The sequence below is a fragment of the Psychrobacter sp. Cmf 22.2 genome, assembly GCF_001921745.1.
GTDB lineage: Bacteria > Pseudomonadota > Gammaproteobacteria > Pseudomonadales > Moraxellaceae > Psychrobacter.
On sequence record NZ_MRYA01000001.1, the window covers coordinates 547754 to 563989 of the forward strand.

13 protein-coding genes are annotated in these 16236 nt (G+C 43.0%); 7 read left to right on the forward strand and 6 right to left on the reverse strand.

Annotated features, from left to right (window positions below; genetic code table 11):
- The first annotated feature begins 19 nt into the window (after positions 1–19).
- The 3 genes from BTV98_RS02370 to BTV98_RS02380 are packed head-to-tail and all read left to right on the forward strand — an operon-like array spanning position 20 to position 3612.
- The gene (locus BTV98_RS02370) at positions 20–1051 is read left to right on the forward strand and encodes a TAXI family TRAP transporter solute-binding subunit (RefSeq protein WP_058368457.1); all 1032 of its coding nucleotides are present in this window, start codon (positions 20–22) and stop codon (positions 1049–1051) included.
- A complete protein-coding gene (locus BTV98_RS02375; RefSeq protein WP_058368458.1) occupies positions 1029–1556 on the forward strand; it encodes a DUF1850 domain-containing protein in 528 nt (175 codons plus the stop codon). The genes BTV98_RS02370 and BTV98_RS02375 overlap by 23 nt, the downstream gene beginning before the upstream one ends.
- Positions 1528–3612 carry a TRAP transporter permease gene (locus BTV98_RS02380; protein WP_197409067.1) on the forward strand — a complete coding sequence of 695 codons (2085 nt, stop codon included), beginning with the start codon at positions 1528–1530 and terminating at the stop codon, positions 3610–3612. The genes BTV98_RS02375 and BTV98_RS02380 overlap by 29 nt, the downstream gene beginning before the upstream one ends.
- 164 nt (positions 3613–3776) lie before the next feature.
- Here the strand turns inward: BTV98_RS02380 and BTV98_RS02385 are convergent, their stop codons facing one another.
- The 3 genes from BTV98_RS02385 to BTV98_RS02395 all read right to left on the reverse strand — a co-directional run bounded on the left by BTV98_RS02385 (position 3777) and on the right by BTV98_RS02395 (position 5992).
- The gene (locus tag BTV98_RS02385; protein WP_058369885.1) at positions 3777–4250 is read right to left on the reverse strand and encodes a GFA family protein; all 474 of its coding nucleotides are present in this window, start codon (positions 4248–4250) and stop codon (positions 3777–3779) included.
- Between the two features lie 154 nt (positions 4251–4404).
- Positions 4405–5448: a lipoyl synthase gene (gene lipA, locus BTV98_RS02390; RefSeq protein WP_058369886.1), complete on the reverse strand. Its 1044-nt coding sequence runs from the start codon at positions 5446–5448 to the stop codon at positions 4405–4407.
- Positions 5449–5596: 148 nt separating this feature from the next.
- A complete protein-coding gene (locus BTV98_RS02395) occupies positions 5597–5992 on the reverse strand; it encodes a carboxymuconolactone decarboxylase family protein (protein ID WP_075102820.1) in 396 nt (131 codons plus the stop codon).
- A 416-nt stretch (positions 5993–6408) separates the two neighbouring features.
- Here BTV98_RS02395 and acnB point away from each other — a divergent pair, with 416 nt between their 5' ends.
- From acnB to BTV98_RS02410, 3 genes are all read left to right on the forward strand, one after another.
- Positions 6409–9012 carry a bifunctional aconitate hydratase 2/2-methylisocitrate dehydratase gene (gene acnB / locus BTV98_RS02400; protein WP_058368462.1) on the forward strand — a complete coding sequence of 868 codons (2604 nt, stop codon included), beginning with the start codon at positions 6409–6411 and terminating at the stop codon, positions 9010–9012.
- A 191-nt stretch (positions 9013–9203) separates the two neighbouring features.
- Positions 9204–11063 carry an ATP-binding protein gene (locus BTV98_RS02405; protein ID WP_058368463.1) on the forward strand — a complete coding sequence of 620 codons (1860 nt, stop codon included), beginning with the start codon at positions 9204–9206 and terminating at the stop codon, positions 11061–11063.
- Positions 11064–11273: 210 nt separating this feature from the next.
- Positions 11274–11717, forward strand: coding sequence for a PACE efflux transporter (locus BTV98_RS02410; RefSeq protein ID WP_178379341.1), 444 nt, complete (start codon positions 11274–11276; stop codon positions 11715–11717).
- A gap of 108 nt (positions 11718–11825) precedes the next feature.
- Here the strand turns inward: BTV98_RS02410 and BTV98_RS02415 are convergent, their stop codons facing one another.
- Positions 11826–12623: an enoyl-CoA hydratase/isomerase family protein gene (locus BTV98_RS02415; protein ID WP_058368464.1), complete on the reverse strand. Its 798-nt coding sequence runs from the start codon at positions 12621–12623 to the stop codon at positions 11826–11828.
- Positions 12624–13010: 387 nt separating this feature from the next.
- On the opposite strand from BTV98_RS02415, the gene BTV98_RS02420 reads away from it, so the two are divergent.
- Positions 13011–13823 (forward strand): alpha/beta fold hydrolase, encoded by an 813-nt coding sequence (locus tag BTV98_RS02420; protein WP_058368465.1) that lies wholly within the window; start codon positions 13011–13013, stop codon positions 13821–13823.
- Between the two features lie 83 nt (positions 13824–13906).
- On the opposite strand, the gene BTV98_RS02425 is transcribed toward BTV98_RS02420, so the two are convergent.
- On the reverse strand, positions 13907–14968 hold the full coding sequence (locus BTV98_RS02425) for an HpcH/HpaI aldolase/citrate lyase family protein (protein ID WP_083606062.1): 1062 nt from the start codon (positions 14966–14968) through the stop codon (positions 13907–13909).
- A 69-nt stretch (positions 14969–15037) separates the two neighbouring features.
- Entirely contained in the window at positions 15038–16207 is a 1170-nt protein-coding gene (locus BTV98_RS02430) for a cysteine protease StiP domain-containing protein (RefSeq protein ID WP_058368466.1), read from the reverse strand.
- Positions 16208–16236: the final 29 nt, after the last annotated feature.

A 16236-nucleotide genomic window follows, 5' to 3' on the forward strand; every position in this document is an offset into this window, starting at 1 on the left:
ACCATCAAGGAAGAAACCAATGAAACTGACCAGTAAAACGTCTCTAATCATAGCAATGATTGCGTCTAGTTTGGCATTCACTGCATGCTCAAATACAGAAAATGAAACGGCGAGCGTTGATGATTCAGCGGTCACTGGCGATTCAGAAACGACTGCTCCAGCTGCTGATGATAAGCTTGAGACTAAGTTTGTCACTATAGCGACAGGGGGCGCATCAGGCCCTTATAATATTATTGGGACGGCATTGTCTGAGGTTTATGCCAAAACTTTTGGGGTTAACTCAAAGACGCAGACCACAGGCGCCTCAGTTGAAAACGTTAATCTATTAACCCAAGGTAAGGTCGATATGGTATTGGCGCTTAGTGATGTCGTTACTGATGCGGTCGAAGGTAAAAATAACTTTGATCAGCCAGTAGCCAACATTCAGCAGATTGCTGTGTTATATCCTAACGTAGTTCAAATCGTCGCTTCACAGAAATCTGGCATCAAAAATATCGAAGATTTGCGTGGTAAGCGCATTGCGGTAGGTGATCAAGGTTCTGGAACTGAAGTTAATGCTCGGACGTTATTAGAAGGATTTGGCATTACTTATGATGATGTCGAAGTAGATTACCTAGGCTTTGCTGAAGCAGCAGATGGCATGAAAGCGGGTAAAATTGAAGCGGCATTCTTTAGTAGTGGTCTACCAAATTCGTCATTGATGGAGTTAGAGCAAGGCTTAGACTTGCAGCTGATAACCATCAATCAAGACAAGCTTAATGAAATCATCGCGACCAAACCTTATTTTAAAACTTTCGAGATTCCTGCAGGCACTTATGGCAACGATACAGCCATTCCAACTGCAGCGATTATGAATGCCTTATTAGTACGTTCGGATTTATCTGAAGATGATGGCTATAAGCTCACCAAAGCTTTGTTTGAAAACTTAGACGGCCTAAAAACAGCGCACCAAGCGGCTAATGACATCAGCTTGGAGTCTGCCAGTACTGGCATGGTAGCCCCAATCCATCCTGGCGCTAAAAAGTACTATGACGAGCAAGCAGCCAAATAAACGTTTATGGCTATTAACTAGCGCGGCACTGGTTGTTGCGCTAGTTTTTTTTGTGCTATGGGCAAGCTTATCACGTCAGTCCGTTATCGAAGTGCAAGTCGATGGCACCACCTGCTATTTTACTAAGCCCAACTTTGAGCTGCGCTGGATACATTCTGTAGAAAAGCAGTGGTGGGAGGAGCAGTATCAGCGTACAGACGATGGTCTGCTATTGACCACCACTTATTTTGAAGCGTTTGGTGCAGGTACGCCGTCGACTGAAGCGCTGGCACCCATACAAAAACCTGGCTATTTGGGTTATCAAATCAACGAAAAACTGCCTAGTCTTAATTGGGTAGTATCTAGATTGACCAAGGGTGAGCTAAATTATGCCGACCATCGGCTTTTGATTCATGAGTGGGCGCCAGATTATTCTGAAGTAACGATTACGCCCAAGGCGTATCATTTAATTGATAGATTAAAGAAGGATTTTTGTCATGAGCTCTCAAGTGACGAATCACGATAATGTGACAACGATGTCAGCCAATCATGCTGATCTGCCCATCCATTCCAATACTGATGCTGATACCAATGTAGATGCCGAACTCGAAGTTCAAGCTCATAATCAAGCCATATTAGAAAAGTATGATCGAGAGTCAATCACCCGTCATATCACTCAAGGTCCAGTTAAGTATTTTATCGCTGGGATTTGCATTTTATATTCTATCTTTCACTTGTATATAACCTTCAATCCAATGCCAGCGCTGCTGCAGCGCTCTGTACACGTCGGCGTTGGCTTTGCCCTGATATTTCTTATCTTTCCTGCGAGTAAAAAAAGTAGCCGTAAGCGCGTCGCCTGGTATGACTGGATTTGGTTTGTTTTGTCCTTATCAGGGATGGCTTATCTGATATACGAGTACCAAGACATCGTGACCTCGCGCGGCGGTATGGCCAATCCGGTCGATGTGATATTTTCTATTATCACTGTCATCTGTGTGTTAGAGGGCAGTCGCCGTATCACCGGTTGGATATTGCCTATATTAGCGTCGATATTTTTGGCTTATCCATTTGTCAGTCACTTAGATTTTATGCCTGATCGATTGCTCACGCGCCCTTATGATATGGGCGATATCTTTGGTCAGTTGTTTTTAAAGACTGAAGGTCTATATTCTGTGGCGATTGGCGCGTCGGTGACGTTTATTTTCTTGTTTATTTTATTTGGGGCGTTTTTAGCGCGCTCAGGTATGGGTCAGCTGTTTAATGATTTGGCACTCGCATTGGCTGGTGATAAAAAAGGCGGGCCTGCCAAGGTTGCGGTCATCTCAAGTGGCTTTATGGGTAGTATCAACGGCTCAGCGTTATCGAACGTTGTCAGCACCGGAGCGTTTACTATCCCTCTAATGAAAAAGGTCGGTTATCATAAAGACTTTGCAGGGGCAGTAGAAGCCAGCGCGTCAGTTGGCGGGCAGATATTGCCACCTATTATGGGTGCCAGTGCTTTCATTATGGCAGAGACGACAGGGTTGCCCTATAGCACGATTGCTTTGGCTGCATTATTGCCAGCGGTGCTCTACTATCTAGGTGTCATCGCTCAAGTACATTTTCGAGCTGGACGCCGCGACCTAAAAGGTATCGCCAAAGAAAACTTACCAGCCGTCAAAGAAGTGCTAAAAGCACGCGGCCATATGCTACTACCGATTGTATTTTTGATTTACTTATTGATTGAAAACGTACCCGTCGGCTATGCAGCGGCCTATACCATTGGCTTCACAGTTGCCATTAGTATGTTACGCAAAGAGACCAGAATGGGATTCTCTGATATTTTAGGCGCACTAGAAGATGGTGCGCGCCAGTCGCTAGCAGTGATGGCTGCTTGTGCGGTCGTCGGGGTGATTATTGGTGTGGTCAGCTTGACCAGCTTTGGGACGGTGATGACCTCATCCATCGTGACATTAGGAGCAGGGTCATTATTCTTAACCCTTATTTTGACGATGCTAGCATCGATGGTATTGGGAATGGGCTTACCGTCTATTCCTGCGTATATCATTACCGCAACGATGGCAGCGCCCGCGTTAGCAGGTTTTGATATTCCGATTTTATCAGCCCATATGTTCGTATTCTATTTCGGTATTTTTGCCAATATTACACCGCCTGTGTGTCTGGCAGCCTTTGCTGGCGCTGGCATATCTGGTGGTGATCCAATGAAGACAGGCTTCTTATCGTTAAAGTTAGCATTAGCCGGATTCATCGTGCCGTTTATGTTCATCTATAGTCCGACGATGTTGATGATAGACCCTACCGGTCTAGCGGTCACAGCAAAAGACTTTCCGCTACCGCCTATCCTTGATATAGTAACTGTTGTGTTGACTTCGGTCACAGGGGTTATTGCCTTAGGAGCCGCGTTAGAAGGGTATTTTAAAGGCGCTATGAGTCCACTCACGCGTGGCATATTGGCCATTGGTGCGTTACTACTGATTTATCCTGAACTGACGACGGGAATGGTAGGCGGCGTGATCGTGCTGATTATTGCTATATATAATATCAAAACAGCTGATAAGCCAACGCCAACTCTAACCGTTTAAAGCGTTAGGTTTGAATGTTTTAGAGATGTATCAAAGTCACAAAAAAGGGTGAATGACGATTATTTGTCATTCACCCTTTTTATATTATCAGCTGACTGTTTTTAGTGATGATTTCTAGGATCTGAATTTGAGTTCTAAACCTAGATCCTAAACACAGACACTAACTAACGACTTGCCACTCTTTCAAACATACCCTGGGCAAGCGCTTTAACGATCATTGCCTGACTTTGTGCAAAGCCATTGGACTTGGGTAAATCATCGTCCATATCTGCAACGCGGCGATTATAAAATAGATGCATAGTCGGTTCAGGTAATGCAGCTATGTCAGGGTAGTTTGTTGTCGGTACTAATATGAGATTGCCACCCAACGCCATCTCTATACTTGGTTTATGACAATATTTACAAAGTCCACGGTTAATGTTTGGCGGCATTTTCCAGCGCTGAAAATGCGTTTTTTTGATATCTAATTCGCTGACATCTGACTTAAGTAAAACCGTCACATCATTATAAGCTTGTCCCGTGTATTCTTGACAAATAGTACAGTGGCAAATAAAGCGACCAATAGGCTTATTGTTGACCGTATAAGTATTGCTATAACAGGAGCAAGAGCCTTCTTGTGGGGTAAATTCGCTGCTCATTGATCAGTCCTTAAATAGGGTAGGGGTTTTTATTATTTCGAAATATAGCACTATCTTAACGTACTAATGTAGTCGCTTTGAGTAGAGCACAATAAAAAAGGAGACCTTTGCGAGTCTCCTTTTTCTATAAATAACTGGCTTAATCAATCGAATACTAACAACCAAGCTTACCTTCAGCCTCTAGTGCTTTTTTGCTGCGGATGGGCGCCGGGCAATCTTCGCCATAGTATTGACGATCGGCAAAGTAGCTTGAGCGTACCATTGGGCCTGCCCAAATGCTAAAGAAGCCAATCTTTTTGCCGTAGTCCATATAGCGCTGAAACTCGTCTGGATGTACGTAGCGATCGACAGGCGCATGGTTTTTACTCGGCTGTAGATACTGACCGATGGTAATCATATCGACATCATGTGCTTTTAGATCGTCGAGCAGCGCATAGATTTCTTCTTCAGTCTCACCGAGGCCAACCATAAAGCCGCACTTAGTCGCGATATCAGGACGACGCTCTTTATACAGTTTAAGCAAATCTAGTGAATGCTGATAGTCAGAACCTGGACGGAACGCTTTATACAGACGTGGCACGGTTTCGATATTGTGGTTAAAGACGTCTGGCGGTGTTTCAGTCAATAAGTCTAACGCAATCTCCATACGACCACGGAAGTCGGGTACCAATATCTCAATCAAGCAGTTCGGGCTAAGGGCACGTGATTCATTTAATACTTCTACAAAATGCCCAGCACCGCCGTCTTTTAGATCGTCACGATCGACAGAGGTAATGACCGCATATTTAAGACCCAAGCCTTGAATGGTCTCAGCAGTGTGACGCGGTTCGTCTGCATCTAGCGCATTAGGACGACCATGGCCCACATCACAGAACGGACAGCGGCGGGTACAGATGTCACCCATAATCATAAAGGTCGCTGTCCCATCGGCGAAGCACTGTGGCAGGTTAGGGCAGGCCGCCTCTTCGCAGACGGTATAGAGCTTTTGCTCGCGCAAGGTGGCTTTGATACGCGCGACTTCAGCAGGCGACGACATCTTAACCCGAATCCAATCTGGCTTTTTCTTGGCCTCGACGGTCGGGATGACCTTAATTGGGATACGCGCAACTTTGTCGTAGCCACGCAATTTTTCGCCTTGAATGGCTTTTTTGGGTTTGACCTTGGCAGCAGGTACGTGTGTTTGTACGGCAGTTGTCATAATGGAGTTATCTCTTAACCCTTTATACTATAAGGGTTTATGGAATGAACATAATGTTTGATGAGTGTCGGTATTATAGCAGAAATTTAGGGTTTAATTTTTAGTGAATATTCTTAAGACTACTATGAATTGTTTGACTACCATAGTTTTAAATATCTATATCAATATCCAACTCATTCAGGATTTCTATGGCAGCGCGAAACGCTTCTTGAGTGGCAGGTGCACCGCAGTATGGCAAGCTATGCATCAATACTTCTCGAATCTCAGCGACACTAGCACCATTATTAATGGCACCGCGAATATGGCCTTTGAGCTCGGTCGGGCTTTTTTGCGCGATCAAAAAAGCAATGGTAATTAAGGAGCGATATTTGCGCGGTAGTACTGAGTCATCTTGCCATGTGCTGCCCCAAGCGTGTTCAATGATCCAGTCTTGTAACGGCTGAGTAAAGCCAGTCGCGCTATCAAGCGAGCGCTTAACGTGTGCTTCACCCATTACTTCAGTGCGCACTTGTAGACCATTTTGATAATCGACATTTTCTGTCATTTTAAGCTCCTTCCTATTGTTTTTAATGTCATTATTCCCTATAGATCTTTTCTTTTGTACGGTTCTTATTTATGAATAAAAATGGTTTTTTCAAGTCAGTCTAGCGTATTCATACAGTGTGTCTATTTTGTTTAGTATTGACTATCGCCCATTTATATACCCAACTATAACGCTAAAAATAGGCGCCTATTTTTTAGGGTCATGAGAGGGTAGTTAATCATACAATTGATAGTACTATTTTTATAATAAATGTCCAATATGGCTTTATTCTGTACCTTTTAAAGCCATAGCCATTAACATTAAGAGCATTTTAAGCTATGATTGCACCGAAATTATTTTATAAAGTACATAGACGCAGGCAGTCATACTGACTACCCACGTATTGTGTTAATTCCCAACTAACGAGGACGACTATTGTGTTAGAAGCTTATCGTAAACATGTCGAAGAACGTGCCAAGCTAGGAACTGTACCGCTACCACTAAATGAAAAACAAGTAGCAGAGTTGGTTGAGCTGTTAAAAAATCCACCAGCAGGCGAAGATGATTTCTTAATGAACCTGCTAGAAAACCGTATCCCTGCTGGCGTTGACCAAGCGGCTTACGTCAAAGCTGCATTTTTGGCGGCTATCGTTAAAGGCGAGGCGAGCTCACCACTTATCAATAAGAAAAAAGCGGTTGAAATCTTAGGCACCATGCAAGGTGGCTATAACGTACAGCCATTGGTTGCCGCACTAGATGACGCCGATGTTGCACAAGACGCTGCTGAAGCGTTAAAAAAGACTTTGCTCGTATTTGACGCGTTCAATGACGTGACTGAAAAAGCTGAAGCCGGCAACGATATTGCCAAAGAAGTCATACAGTCTTGGGCTGATGCTGAGTGGTTCTTGAACCGCGCCGAGGTACCAAAGAAATCAACTTATACGACCTTTAAAGTCACAGGCGAGACCAACACTGACGATCTATCTCCTGCGCAAGACGCGTGGAGCCGTCCTGATATTCCACTTCATTCATTAGCCATGCATAAAAACTCTCGCGACGGTATTACTGCTGATGAAGAGGGCGTTGTTGGTCCGATGAAGCAAATCGAAGAACTCAAAGAAAAAGGCCACCCACTTGCGTACGTTGGTGACGTCGTCGGTACAGGTTCTAGCCGTAAGTCTGCGACCAACTCCGTACTATGGCTAATGGGCGAAGATATCCCGAATGTGCCAAACAAACGCGGCGGCGGTCTGGTACTTGGTAACAACATCGCTCCTATCTTCTTTAACACTATGGAAGATTCTGGCGCATTGCCAATTGAGAAAGTAGCGGTCGATAACCTAAATATGGGCGATGTGTTCGACATCTATCCCCATGATGGCAAAATCACCAAGCACGACTCAGATGAAGTTATCTCTGAATTTAAACTAAACTCGCCAACACTGCTTGACGAAGTGCGTGCTGGTGGCCGTATTCCATTGATCGTTGGTCGTGGTCTGACCAATCGTGCGCGTGAGTACATGGGTCTAGGTCATTCAGATGTCTTTGCTAAGCCTGAAGAGCCAGCCGATACTGGTAAAGGCTTTACCCTTGCACAAAAAATGGTTGGTAAAGCTTGTGGTCTAGAAGGCGTACGTCCGGGTATGTACTGTGAGCCAAAAATGACGACTGTTGGTAGTCAGGATACCACTGGTCCGATGACCCGTGATGAGCTAAAAGACTTGGCTTGCCTGGGTTTCCAAGCGGATCTCGTGATGCAGTCATTCTGTCATACCGCCGCTTATCCAAAGCCAGTTGACGTTGAGACTCAGCACACACTACCTGATTTTATCATGAACCGTGGCGGTGTTAGCTTACGCCCAGGTGACGGTATCATTCACTCATGGCTGAACCGTATGCTCCTTCCAGATACCGTTGGTACTGGTGGTGACTCGCATACACGTTTCCCAATGGGTATCTCGTTCCCAGCCGGTTCTGGTTTGGTTGCATTTGCCGCCGCGACTGGTGTTATGCCACTTGATATGCCTGAATCTGTCCGCGTCCGCTTCGTCGGTGAGCGTCAGCCTGGTATCACGTTACGTGACCTCGTCCATGCCATCCCTTATCAAGCGATCAAAGAAGGTTATTTGACGGTCGACAAAAAAGGCAAAATTAACGAGTTCAACGGTCGTATCCTTGAGATCGAAGGTCTAGAAGACCTAACGGCTGAGCAAGCGTTTGAGCTATCTGATGCCTCAGCTGAGCGTAGTGCGGCGGGTTGTACCATCACGCTATCTGAAGAGTCGGTAACTGAGTACTTAAACTCAAACATTACCCTTCTAAAATGGATGATCTCTGAAGGCTATGGCGATGCCCGTACCATCAGCCGCCGTATCGAGCAGATGCAAGACTGGCTTGCCAACCCAAGCCTGATGCGTGCTGACGAAGACGCTGAATATACTATCGATATGACTATCGATATGAGCGAGATCAAAGAGCCTATCCTATGCTGCCCGAACGATCCAGACGATGCTAAGACTTTGGCTGACGTCGCAGGCGATACCATTGATGAAGTATTTATCGGTTCATGTATGACCAACATCGGTCACTTCCGCGCCGCTGGTAAACTGCTACAAGATGTACCAGCAGGTAGCCTCAAGACGCGTCTATGGATCGCACCACCAACCAAGATGGATGCACGCCAGTTGATGGAAGAGGGTTACTATAACGTCTATGCACAAGCTGGCGCTCGTACTGAAATGCCAGGTTGTTCACTATGTATGGGTAACCAAGCGCGTATCGCACCGAAATCTACTGCGGTATCGACCTCTACTCGTAACTTCCCGAACCGTCTCGGTCAGGGCGCAAACGTTTATCTCGCGTCAGCAGAGCTTGCAGCGGTAGCGGCGGTACTGGGTAAGCTGCCAACCAACGACGAATACCAGCAGTATGCTGGCATGCTCAACAGTATGGGCGATGAAGTCTATCAATACATGAACTTTGATCGTATGGAAGAGTACACCGAAGAAGCGGATAAGATTAATGTCGCTCAGTTGACCTAATCTTGCGTATATAAGCTTTTAAAATTAGAAGCTTTATACTAAAAAATTATATGTAAAACAAAAAACCCCCGTATCGTCATGATGCGGGGTTTTTTTGTATAATTTAACCTGACTTGAAAGTAAACTTTATTCCACCAATATCATAGTGTATAGTCTGCTTATATTTTGTAGAAAAATAATAGGCCTTGATCATGAAGATAGTAAAGTTGCAAATCGAAAATTTTAGGGGGTTTGAAAACGTTGAGGTCATGCTTGATGAAAAGTTTAACGTAATAGTAGGGAGGAATGATGTCGGAAAGTCTACTGTTCTGGAGGCACTCGAAATATTTTTTAATAATAGTACAGTCAAAATTGATACTGAGGATTTATGTAAGTTTAGCGATAAAGACTACATAGAAATAGGTGTATCGTTCAAATTACAAAGCTTTGAGCTGAGAATAGATACCATACCAACTTTCCTAGATAAAGAGTATTTGTTGGATGAATATGGTTTTTTAAACGTAGTTAAAAGATGGGATTGTAGCAAGAAATCTATAACAAAAGCGTCAGAAAGAATTTTTATAAGAGCTAACTATCCTAAAGGATTCAATGAGCCTCTCATTACTTTGAAAAATTCTGATCTTAAGTCAAAAGTAGCTGCTATATTCGGCGATGATTTACCTGATAATATAAAGCAGAATACTAATTCAACTATGAGGTTAGCTCTATACGAAAGCTATAACAAACTGAATAGTATTGATTTAAAGACAACCTTAATAGAATTAAACAAAGAGGATGCGAAAAAGGTATGGATTAACCTACAAAAAGATATCCCCTTATTCTTTTTATTTCAATCAGATAGAGCTAATAAAGACTCAGATAAAGAGGTTCAAGATCCATTAAAAGCAATCACAAAACTAGCCATAAGCGAAGTACAAGATGATTTAGAGAGGGTTATTAACAGAATTGAAAACTTAGTAACTCAGGTTGCACAAGATACAGTCAATAAAATGCAAGAAATGGATCCTAGCTTAGCAGAGTCATTAAAACCTAATCTCAGTCAAAAAAATTGGGATTCACTGTTCTCTTTTACTTTTATAGGCGATGATGAGGTACCAATTAATAAGCGTGGAAGTGGTTTTAGAAGATTGTTACTTTTAAACTACTTTAGAGCAGAGGCGGAAAGGGCGAATGAAAGTAGAAAGCCAATTATATATGCTATTGAAGAACCAGAAACAGCGCTACATCCTAATTGGCAACTCATGCTAATTCAATCTTTGTTAGATTTAAGTGAGAACAATAGTGCGCAGATATTGATAACTACTCATAGCCCAGCGCTCGCAAGTACAATAAATTATGAATATATAAGATTCATAAAAAAAGAAAATAGAGTACATGATATTAGTCAAGGACATAATACTAGTCTAGATGAGGTGTGCGCTACTTTAGGTATTATGCCTACAATTTCTTCTTCTAATGATTTGAGTAGAATCAAAGTTATTCTATGTTTAGAAGGCATCAACGATGTTAAGTTTTTTTATAATATAAGTAACTTATTTGATATTGATCTAGAAAATGATTGTAGGATATTGGTAATTCCTTTAGGTGGTAACACTCTTCTTGAATGGGTTAATAAATCATACTTAGACAAGTTGACCTTACCTCAAATACATATATATGATAATGATGTTGCAAAATATCAAGATGCTATAGATATTGTAAATGAACGGACAGACGGGTCTTTCGGTTGCTTAACGCGCATGGTAGAGATTGAAAACTACGTACATCCATCTTTAATTAAAAGTATTTATAATATTGATGAAGATTATTTCGTAGACAACAATAATTGGAAAGAAGAATGGGTGACTCATAATGTACCAAAAAACTTAAATGAATTTCTAACTGATTTGTCACAAAGACGAGGCACAGAAATACTTAATCACGGAAAATCAAAAATAAAAAGTAAGTTTGCAGACGAAGGTGCTAAGCTGATGACCGTAGAGCTTTTACAAGATTTGAATGTCTTTGATGAAGTTAATGATTGGTTTAGTGGAATAAAAGCATTCCTTTGAGAGATATCTAGCAACGTAAGTTTTACTCATAGTAAAAGTTGAGAACCAAAATCGTGCGTGGTTTTACTGTGGGCGGCACCAGCTGATTTTTTATGCCATCTTCTGTATAATATAAGGGCAGGCGGAAACCGTGGCTCTGCACTTTTTTATTTTTTATCTCGGGACGGACCGATACTTTGATTATGCACCTTACGTGCTTTGGAGTCTTGGTTGATTACCTTATCCCCCCTCAAACGTCGCCTCTTATATGTGACGGTCTTTGAAATTATCGCTATTATCTCGTCCACTTATGTATTGATGAAGCTTAGCGGCAGCAACGCGGCAGAGTCTTTGCCAGTTGCGGTGATGGTGTCATTGGCCGCTGTGATTTGGAACTTTATATATAACACCGCTTTTGAAGCATGGGAGCGTCGCCAGCAGGTGGCAAAGCGTACATTACTGATACGCAGCATTCATGCCTTTGGTTTTGAAGGCGGCTTGGTGTTGGTTTGCCTACCGATTTATATGATTTGGTACGACGTTGGTTTGCTAGAAGCCTTTATGATGGAGGTAGCATTACTGCTTTTCTTCTTAGTTTACACTTTCGTTTTTACCTTGATTTTTGACAAGATATTTACCTTCCCAAACCAGCATAAGCCAGCCTCTGCTTCTTAACCGACACTAATATATCAAAGTACTGCTTATTGTTTATAGACTGTGCTCAAAAAAAAGCTGCCTATTATTGGCAGCTTTTTGAGTAACGTATGCAAATATAAAGAGGTGTTATTTGCCTTTATAAACTGGCTTGCGCTTTTCCATAAATGCCGTAACGCCCTCGACAAAGTCATCAGTGACTGCCATCATATTTTGTTGTTCAACTTCCATATCAAGCGCTTCATTGAGTCCAGAAAAAGCATGTACATTAATCATATGCTTCATAGACGCCAAGGCTTTCCCAGGTAAGCTGCTTAGGCGAGTGGCTAAAGTGTATACAGCAGCATCTAATTCCTCACTGCTGACCACATTATTGACCAAATTTAGACGAGCCATATCTTCTGCTTTAACTTTGTCACCCAGCATGATTAATTCAGTGGTTTTCGCTGCACCGATCATCTGATTGAGTAGGTAAGTACCGCCTGCATCTGGAATCAAGCCGATATTAACAAAGGCTTGTACAAATTTCGCATTCTCACTTGCCACTCGAAAATCACAAGTGAGTGCCAAGTTCATGGCAGCGCCTGCAACCGCGCCTTCTAATTTTGCGATAATAGGCTTGTGAATGTGACGCAGCTTTAAGCTAACCTCAGCTATCTCTTTTAGCATATAATCAAGCTTGCCTGCTAATACTTCAGAATCCAATCCACCTTCTAGCATCTCACCAATATCACCGCCACTCGAAAAGTTGTTACCAGCACCTTGTAACACAATCACCCGCACTTCTGCATCGTTATCCGCTTTATCGAGGGCTTCCATGATGGCTATTTTCATTGCCGTACTAAAAGCATTTAAGGTCTTTGGGCTGTTCATGGTGATGGTGGCGATATGGTTTTCGCTTTGATACTCAACGAGAGGTTGGGACATGTTGGATTTCCTTGTCTTATATAGTTGTTTAAACCTGTTATTAGTAAATAAAAAGGAATGATAATATTGAAGCTCGGACTACCAGTGCCGATTACTATAGCAGCTTGCTATGATTATAAAAGCAGGTTCTGTGAGCGCTAGAGCCACAGTAATATAAATAATATATAGAAGATTATGAATCAGGGGTCAGTCTCGTTACTTGATAAAGACAATGTATTTATTTAAATTTGCTTACATTCATTACGAAAAACCCTACTAGGCGACAGAGGGTTTGTGTCTTATGCTAAAGCATAAAAACCTGTATATAAAAATACTCACAAACAAGCCAATCGCTTTTTGCTTATAAACAACTATAGTTAATTGACTACATCAGACAAGGACGCTTCTATGCCATATATACAAATCAACAATGCCAATATTTATTACGAGGACAGTGCGCCCAATGATCAAGATAAACCGGTCATGGTGTTCGCTCATGGTCTGCTGTGGAGTACGCGGATGTATGATAAGCAGGTCGCTCATTTTAAAGAAGATTATCGCTGTATTGCTTTTGATTTTCGCGGACAAGGACAGTCGCAGATTACCAAATCTGGTTATGATATGGACTCTTTAACTGATGATACCATCGCGCTATTAGACGCTCTTGATATCGATAGTTGTCATTTTGTAGGTTTGTCTATGGGTGGGTTTATTGGGCAACGAATCGCTATAAACCGTCCAGAACTTTTGTCCTCTTTGATACTACTTGAGACGTCATCTGATCCTGAAGATCCCAAAAATGTCCCGCAGTACCGTAAACTCATTACTGCGATCCGATGGTTAGGGATGAAGCGCGTTAGTAAAAAAGTAATGCCTATTATGTTTGGCAGTAGTTTTTTGGCAGACAAATCGCGCAAATCTGAATGCAAAGAGTGGCTGGCGCAGATTCAAGGCAATCATAAGGTTGGGGTGACTAAGGCGACAATGGGCGTTATCGAACGTAACGGAACCTATGAGCATCTGAGAAGTATCACCGCGCCAACACTGATCGTAGTCGGTGATGAAGACGCCGCGACCCCTTATTCAAAGTCTGAGCGCATGCACTTTGCCATTAAAAGCTCTAAGCTTGCAGTCATCAAGCGAGCTGGTCATACAGCGACTGTAGAAGAACCTGAGCAAGTAAATACCGTAATGAGTAAGTTTTTAGAGTGCTGCGTGTAGTACATAAAGTCTAATTGATAAAAACCGCTACCCAGTTAAGGCAGCGGTTTTTTTAGGTTAATGTATCGTATAAATCATCAATTTTACAAACGTGGTTTGTAGTCACTATTGCCATCATTAATAGTACCAAACACTTCTGCACGATTCACAACTTCATGCGCCCAAGCGCGATGTGTTGCAGGCTCTAACATCGTATTGTTATATTTAAATACTGCTTTAGCTTCACTATGGAGTATCGCTTGAGCCTCATCTAACATGCTAAGCGGCACGCAATAAGCTTGCTGTACCAAAGCAATTTGGCTTGGATGAATGACGGTTTTACCGACTAAGCCCAAGCTGACATCGCGTGTCAGCTCTTGCATAAACAGCGTTGGTTGATCTAAATACTCAAACACGGGCGCGCTAAGATAAAAACCATGCGGTACAAAGCAGCCAAGCAGTTGATAAGCGAGCGTACCAATCGGAGTATCGTAGACGACACTATTCTTTGGACGACGCAAACGCAGCGCGGCAAACAAGTCGTTGCCACCAATGCGTAAGGCATAGACGGGCTGGTTAAAAGCTTCTTTAAAACCAATCGCCAACTCTTGATTATGATGCGGATTGAATAAGGCGGCAGTCTCCAAGGTTGGCATCAATAACTGATCCGTACTGACATTTTGACAGGCCATACGCCAATTCGACAAGCTATACATATCGACTTTGGGCATCACAAAACCATCAACGAGGTTAATATGAGCAAAATCTGTAAGTTGTTGTAGTATCATCGGATTACGTGGGCGTACAAAGACTAGCGGCCGCGTTGGCTGCGTCTGAATATTTGCCTGTCCTGAGGGCATATTGATGCTATCGACGTGCATCGCCCACGTATGAAGTAGTGCCTGCAAGCGCTCAAGTGCCAGCTCGACATCGCTATGGCTAACGGCATCTTCTAAACAAATAATAATGCTATTAATCGTCGGTAATTTATCACGCTTAATGACTTGCCAAATGTCTTGACGGGTAGCAGGCATATAAAGGCTTGCGCCAAGCTGATAGGGATGATAAGTGTGCGGCTTGATCATAGCATGACGCTCAGTGATCAGGTGTTCATAAGATTGTGTGTGGCTATAAATGCTTGTTTCGTTGTTTGGCGTATCTGACATAGTTGGCATCATAAATAAGGATAAATGAGAAATTATAAAAAGTGACAAAGAGTGGAGTATTACAATGCGCTAATCGTCTTTGCCACGCTGCTTAATAAGAGTGATGGCTTGATAGGGCAGTATTTTAGCACCTAAAACACTGATAGCAATATTACGATTGCTACATAAATGACGTAATAGCACTGTGTCAGGGTGCTCAGCAGTTGCTAACAAGATACGCTCAGGGTCGCGGCGTAATATGGCTCTTGTGGCTTCTGCAATCGTCGGTTTAATGCGATTACGGTTGGTAATGTCGTAGTCCGCTGCGATTTTATCTATCAGCTTGGCAGTCTGATATCGGGGCTGCATAAACGTCGGCAAACATTGCTCTGCTATCGTCAGTGTTCGCCGCGCGTTATCGATTTGCTCGATAAATTTTAGGCTATGGTCTGCCTCTACCAAATTATCATAAAACACGCTGCGATGTAGCCCTGATTGCGGCTCGGTATACAGACTACGAGATATCAGTCCTGAGACGGTACTGTTTAGCAGTCCTGATGGGATTAGCCAGTCATCAGTACTGGCTGCCAGCCAAGCGACTCCTGCTGGATCAGCAAGTGTTAATAAAGGAATGATACCAGCGCCTTGATGATAAATACTGGCAAAATATGGATGATTGGGGTCACTAAAGGCTTCTAAACTGCGTGCTAGTTCTTGATAAATCGCGCCTTTACCCGTCCAGCCATCGACAAATACGATGGGACTGTTTGGATAAGCCTCCAATATCATCTGTAGTGCGACTGGATCAAGACCGCGATCACGAATGATGCTGACGCCATAATGCACACTGGGCAAAGAATAACTGCTAGCGGCATCTGTTAAGGCTCGCTGCAATAACACCCCAATCGGCAAACCTGCCCGTACCAAGCTGACCAGTACCAGCGGACACTCATCATGAACAGTATGCTGAAAAGTATGATGTAGCGTATGGGCCAAATGAGCAATATCAGTCGCGCATCTATTTGTGCCTTGATCTAGGGCTTGTGCGTATAGCTGCTCATGCATGGCGGACGGTGCTTGCTCTAAAGTCAGCATGTCTGAATAGTGACGCTGACCACTTTGAATAAGTGCTTCTTTTTGGCTGACTGGCACATCGGCCACCGTCTCTTTATCGACGATATCAAGTAGTACCGTCACATCACTGGCAAGATAACTGCCTGAGCTGTATTTTTTTAGTTGTTGAATATTGGGGTTGGTCATAGAAGGTTTTTTTCTCGTATAGGCTGTTA

Excerpts from the sequence above, each read along its gene's own strand:
- BTV98_RS02370 (WP_058368457.1), top strand. The coding sequence starts at position 20 with ATGAAACTGACCAGTAAAACGTCTCTAATCATAGCAATGATTGCGTCT.
- BTV98_RS02375 (WP_058368458.1), top strand. The coding sequence starts at position 1,029 with ATGACGAGCAAGCAGCCAAATAAACGTTTATGGCTATTAACTAGCGCG.
- BTV98_RS02380 (WP_197409067.1), top strand. The coding sequence starts at position 1,528 with ATGAGCTCTCAAGTGACGAATCACGATAATGTGACAACGATGTCAGCC.
- BTV98_RS02385 (WP_058369885.1), bottom strand. The coding sequence starts at position 4,250 with ATGAGCAGCGAATTTACCCCACAAGAAGGCTCTTGCTCCTGTTATAGC.
- lipA (WP_058369886.1), bottom strand. The coding sequence starts at position 5,448 with ATGACAACTGCCGTACAAACACACGTACCTGCTGCCAAGGTCAAACCC.
- BTV98_RS02395 (WP_075102820.1), bottom strand. The coding sequence starts at position 5,992 with ATGACAGAAAATGTCGATTATCAAAATGGTCTACAAGTGCGCACTGAA.
- BTV98_RS02405 (WP_058368463.1), top strand. The coding sequence starts at position 9,204 with ATGAAGATAGTAAAGTTGCAAATCGAAAATTTTAGGGGGTTTGAAAAC.
- BTV98_RS02415 (WP_058368464.1), bottom strand. The coding sequence starts at position 12,623 with ATGTCCCAACCTCTCGTTGAGTATCAAAGCGAAAACCATATCGCCACC.
- BTV98_RS02420 (WP_058368465.1), top strand. The coding sequence starts at position 13,011 with ATGCCATATATACAAATCAACAATGCCAATATTTATTACGAGGACAGT.
- BTV98_RS02425 (WP_083606062.1), bottom strand. The coding sequence starts at position 14,968 with ATGTCAGATACGCCAAACAACGAAACAAGCATTTATAGCCACACACAA.
- BTV98_RS02430 (WP_058368466.1), bottom strand. The coding sequence starts at position 16,207 with ATGACCAACCCCAATATTCAACAACTAAAAAAATACAGCTCAGGCAGT.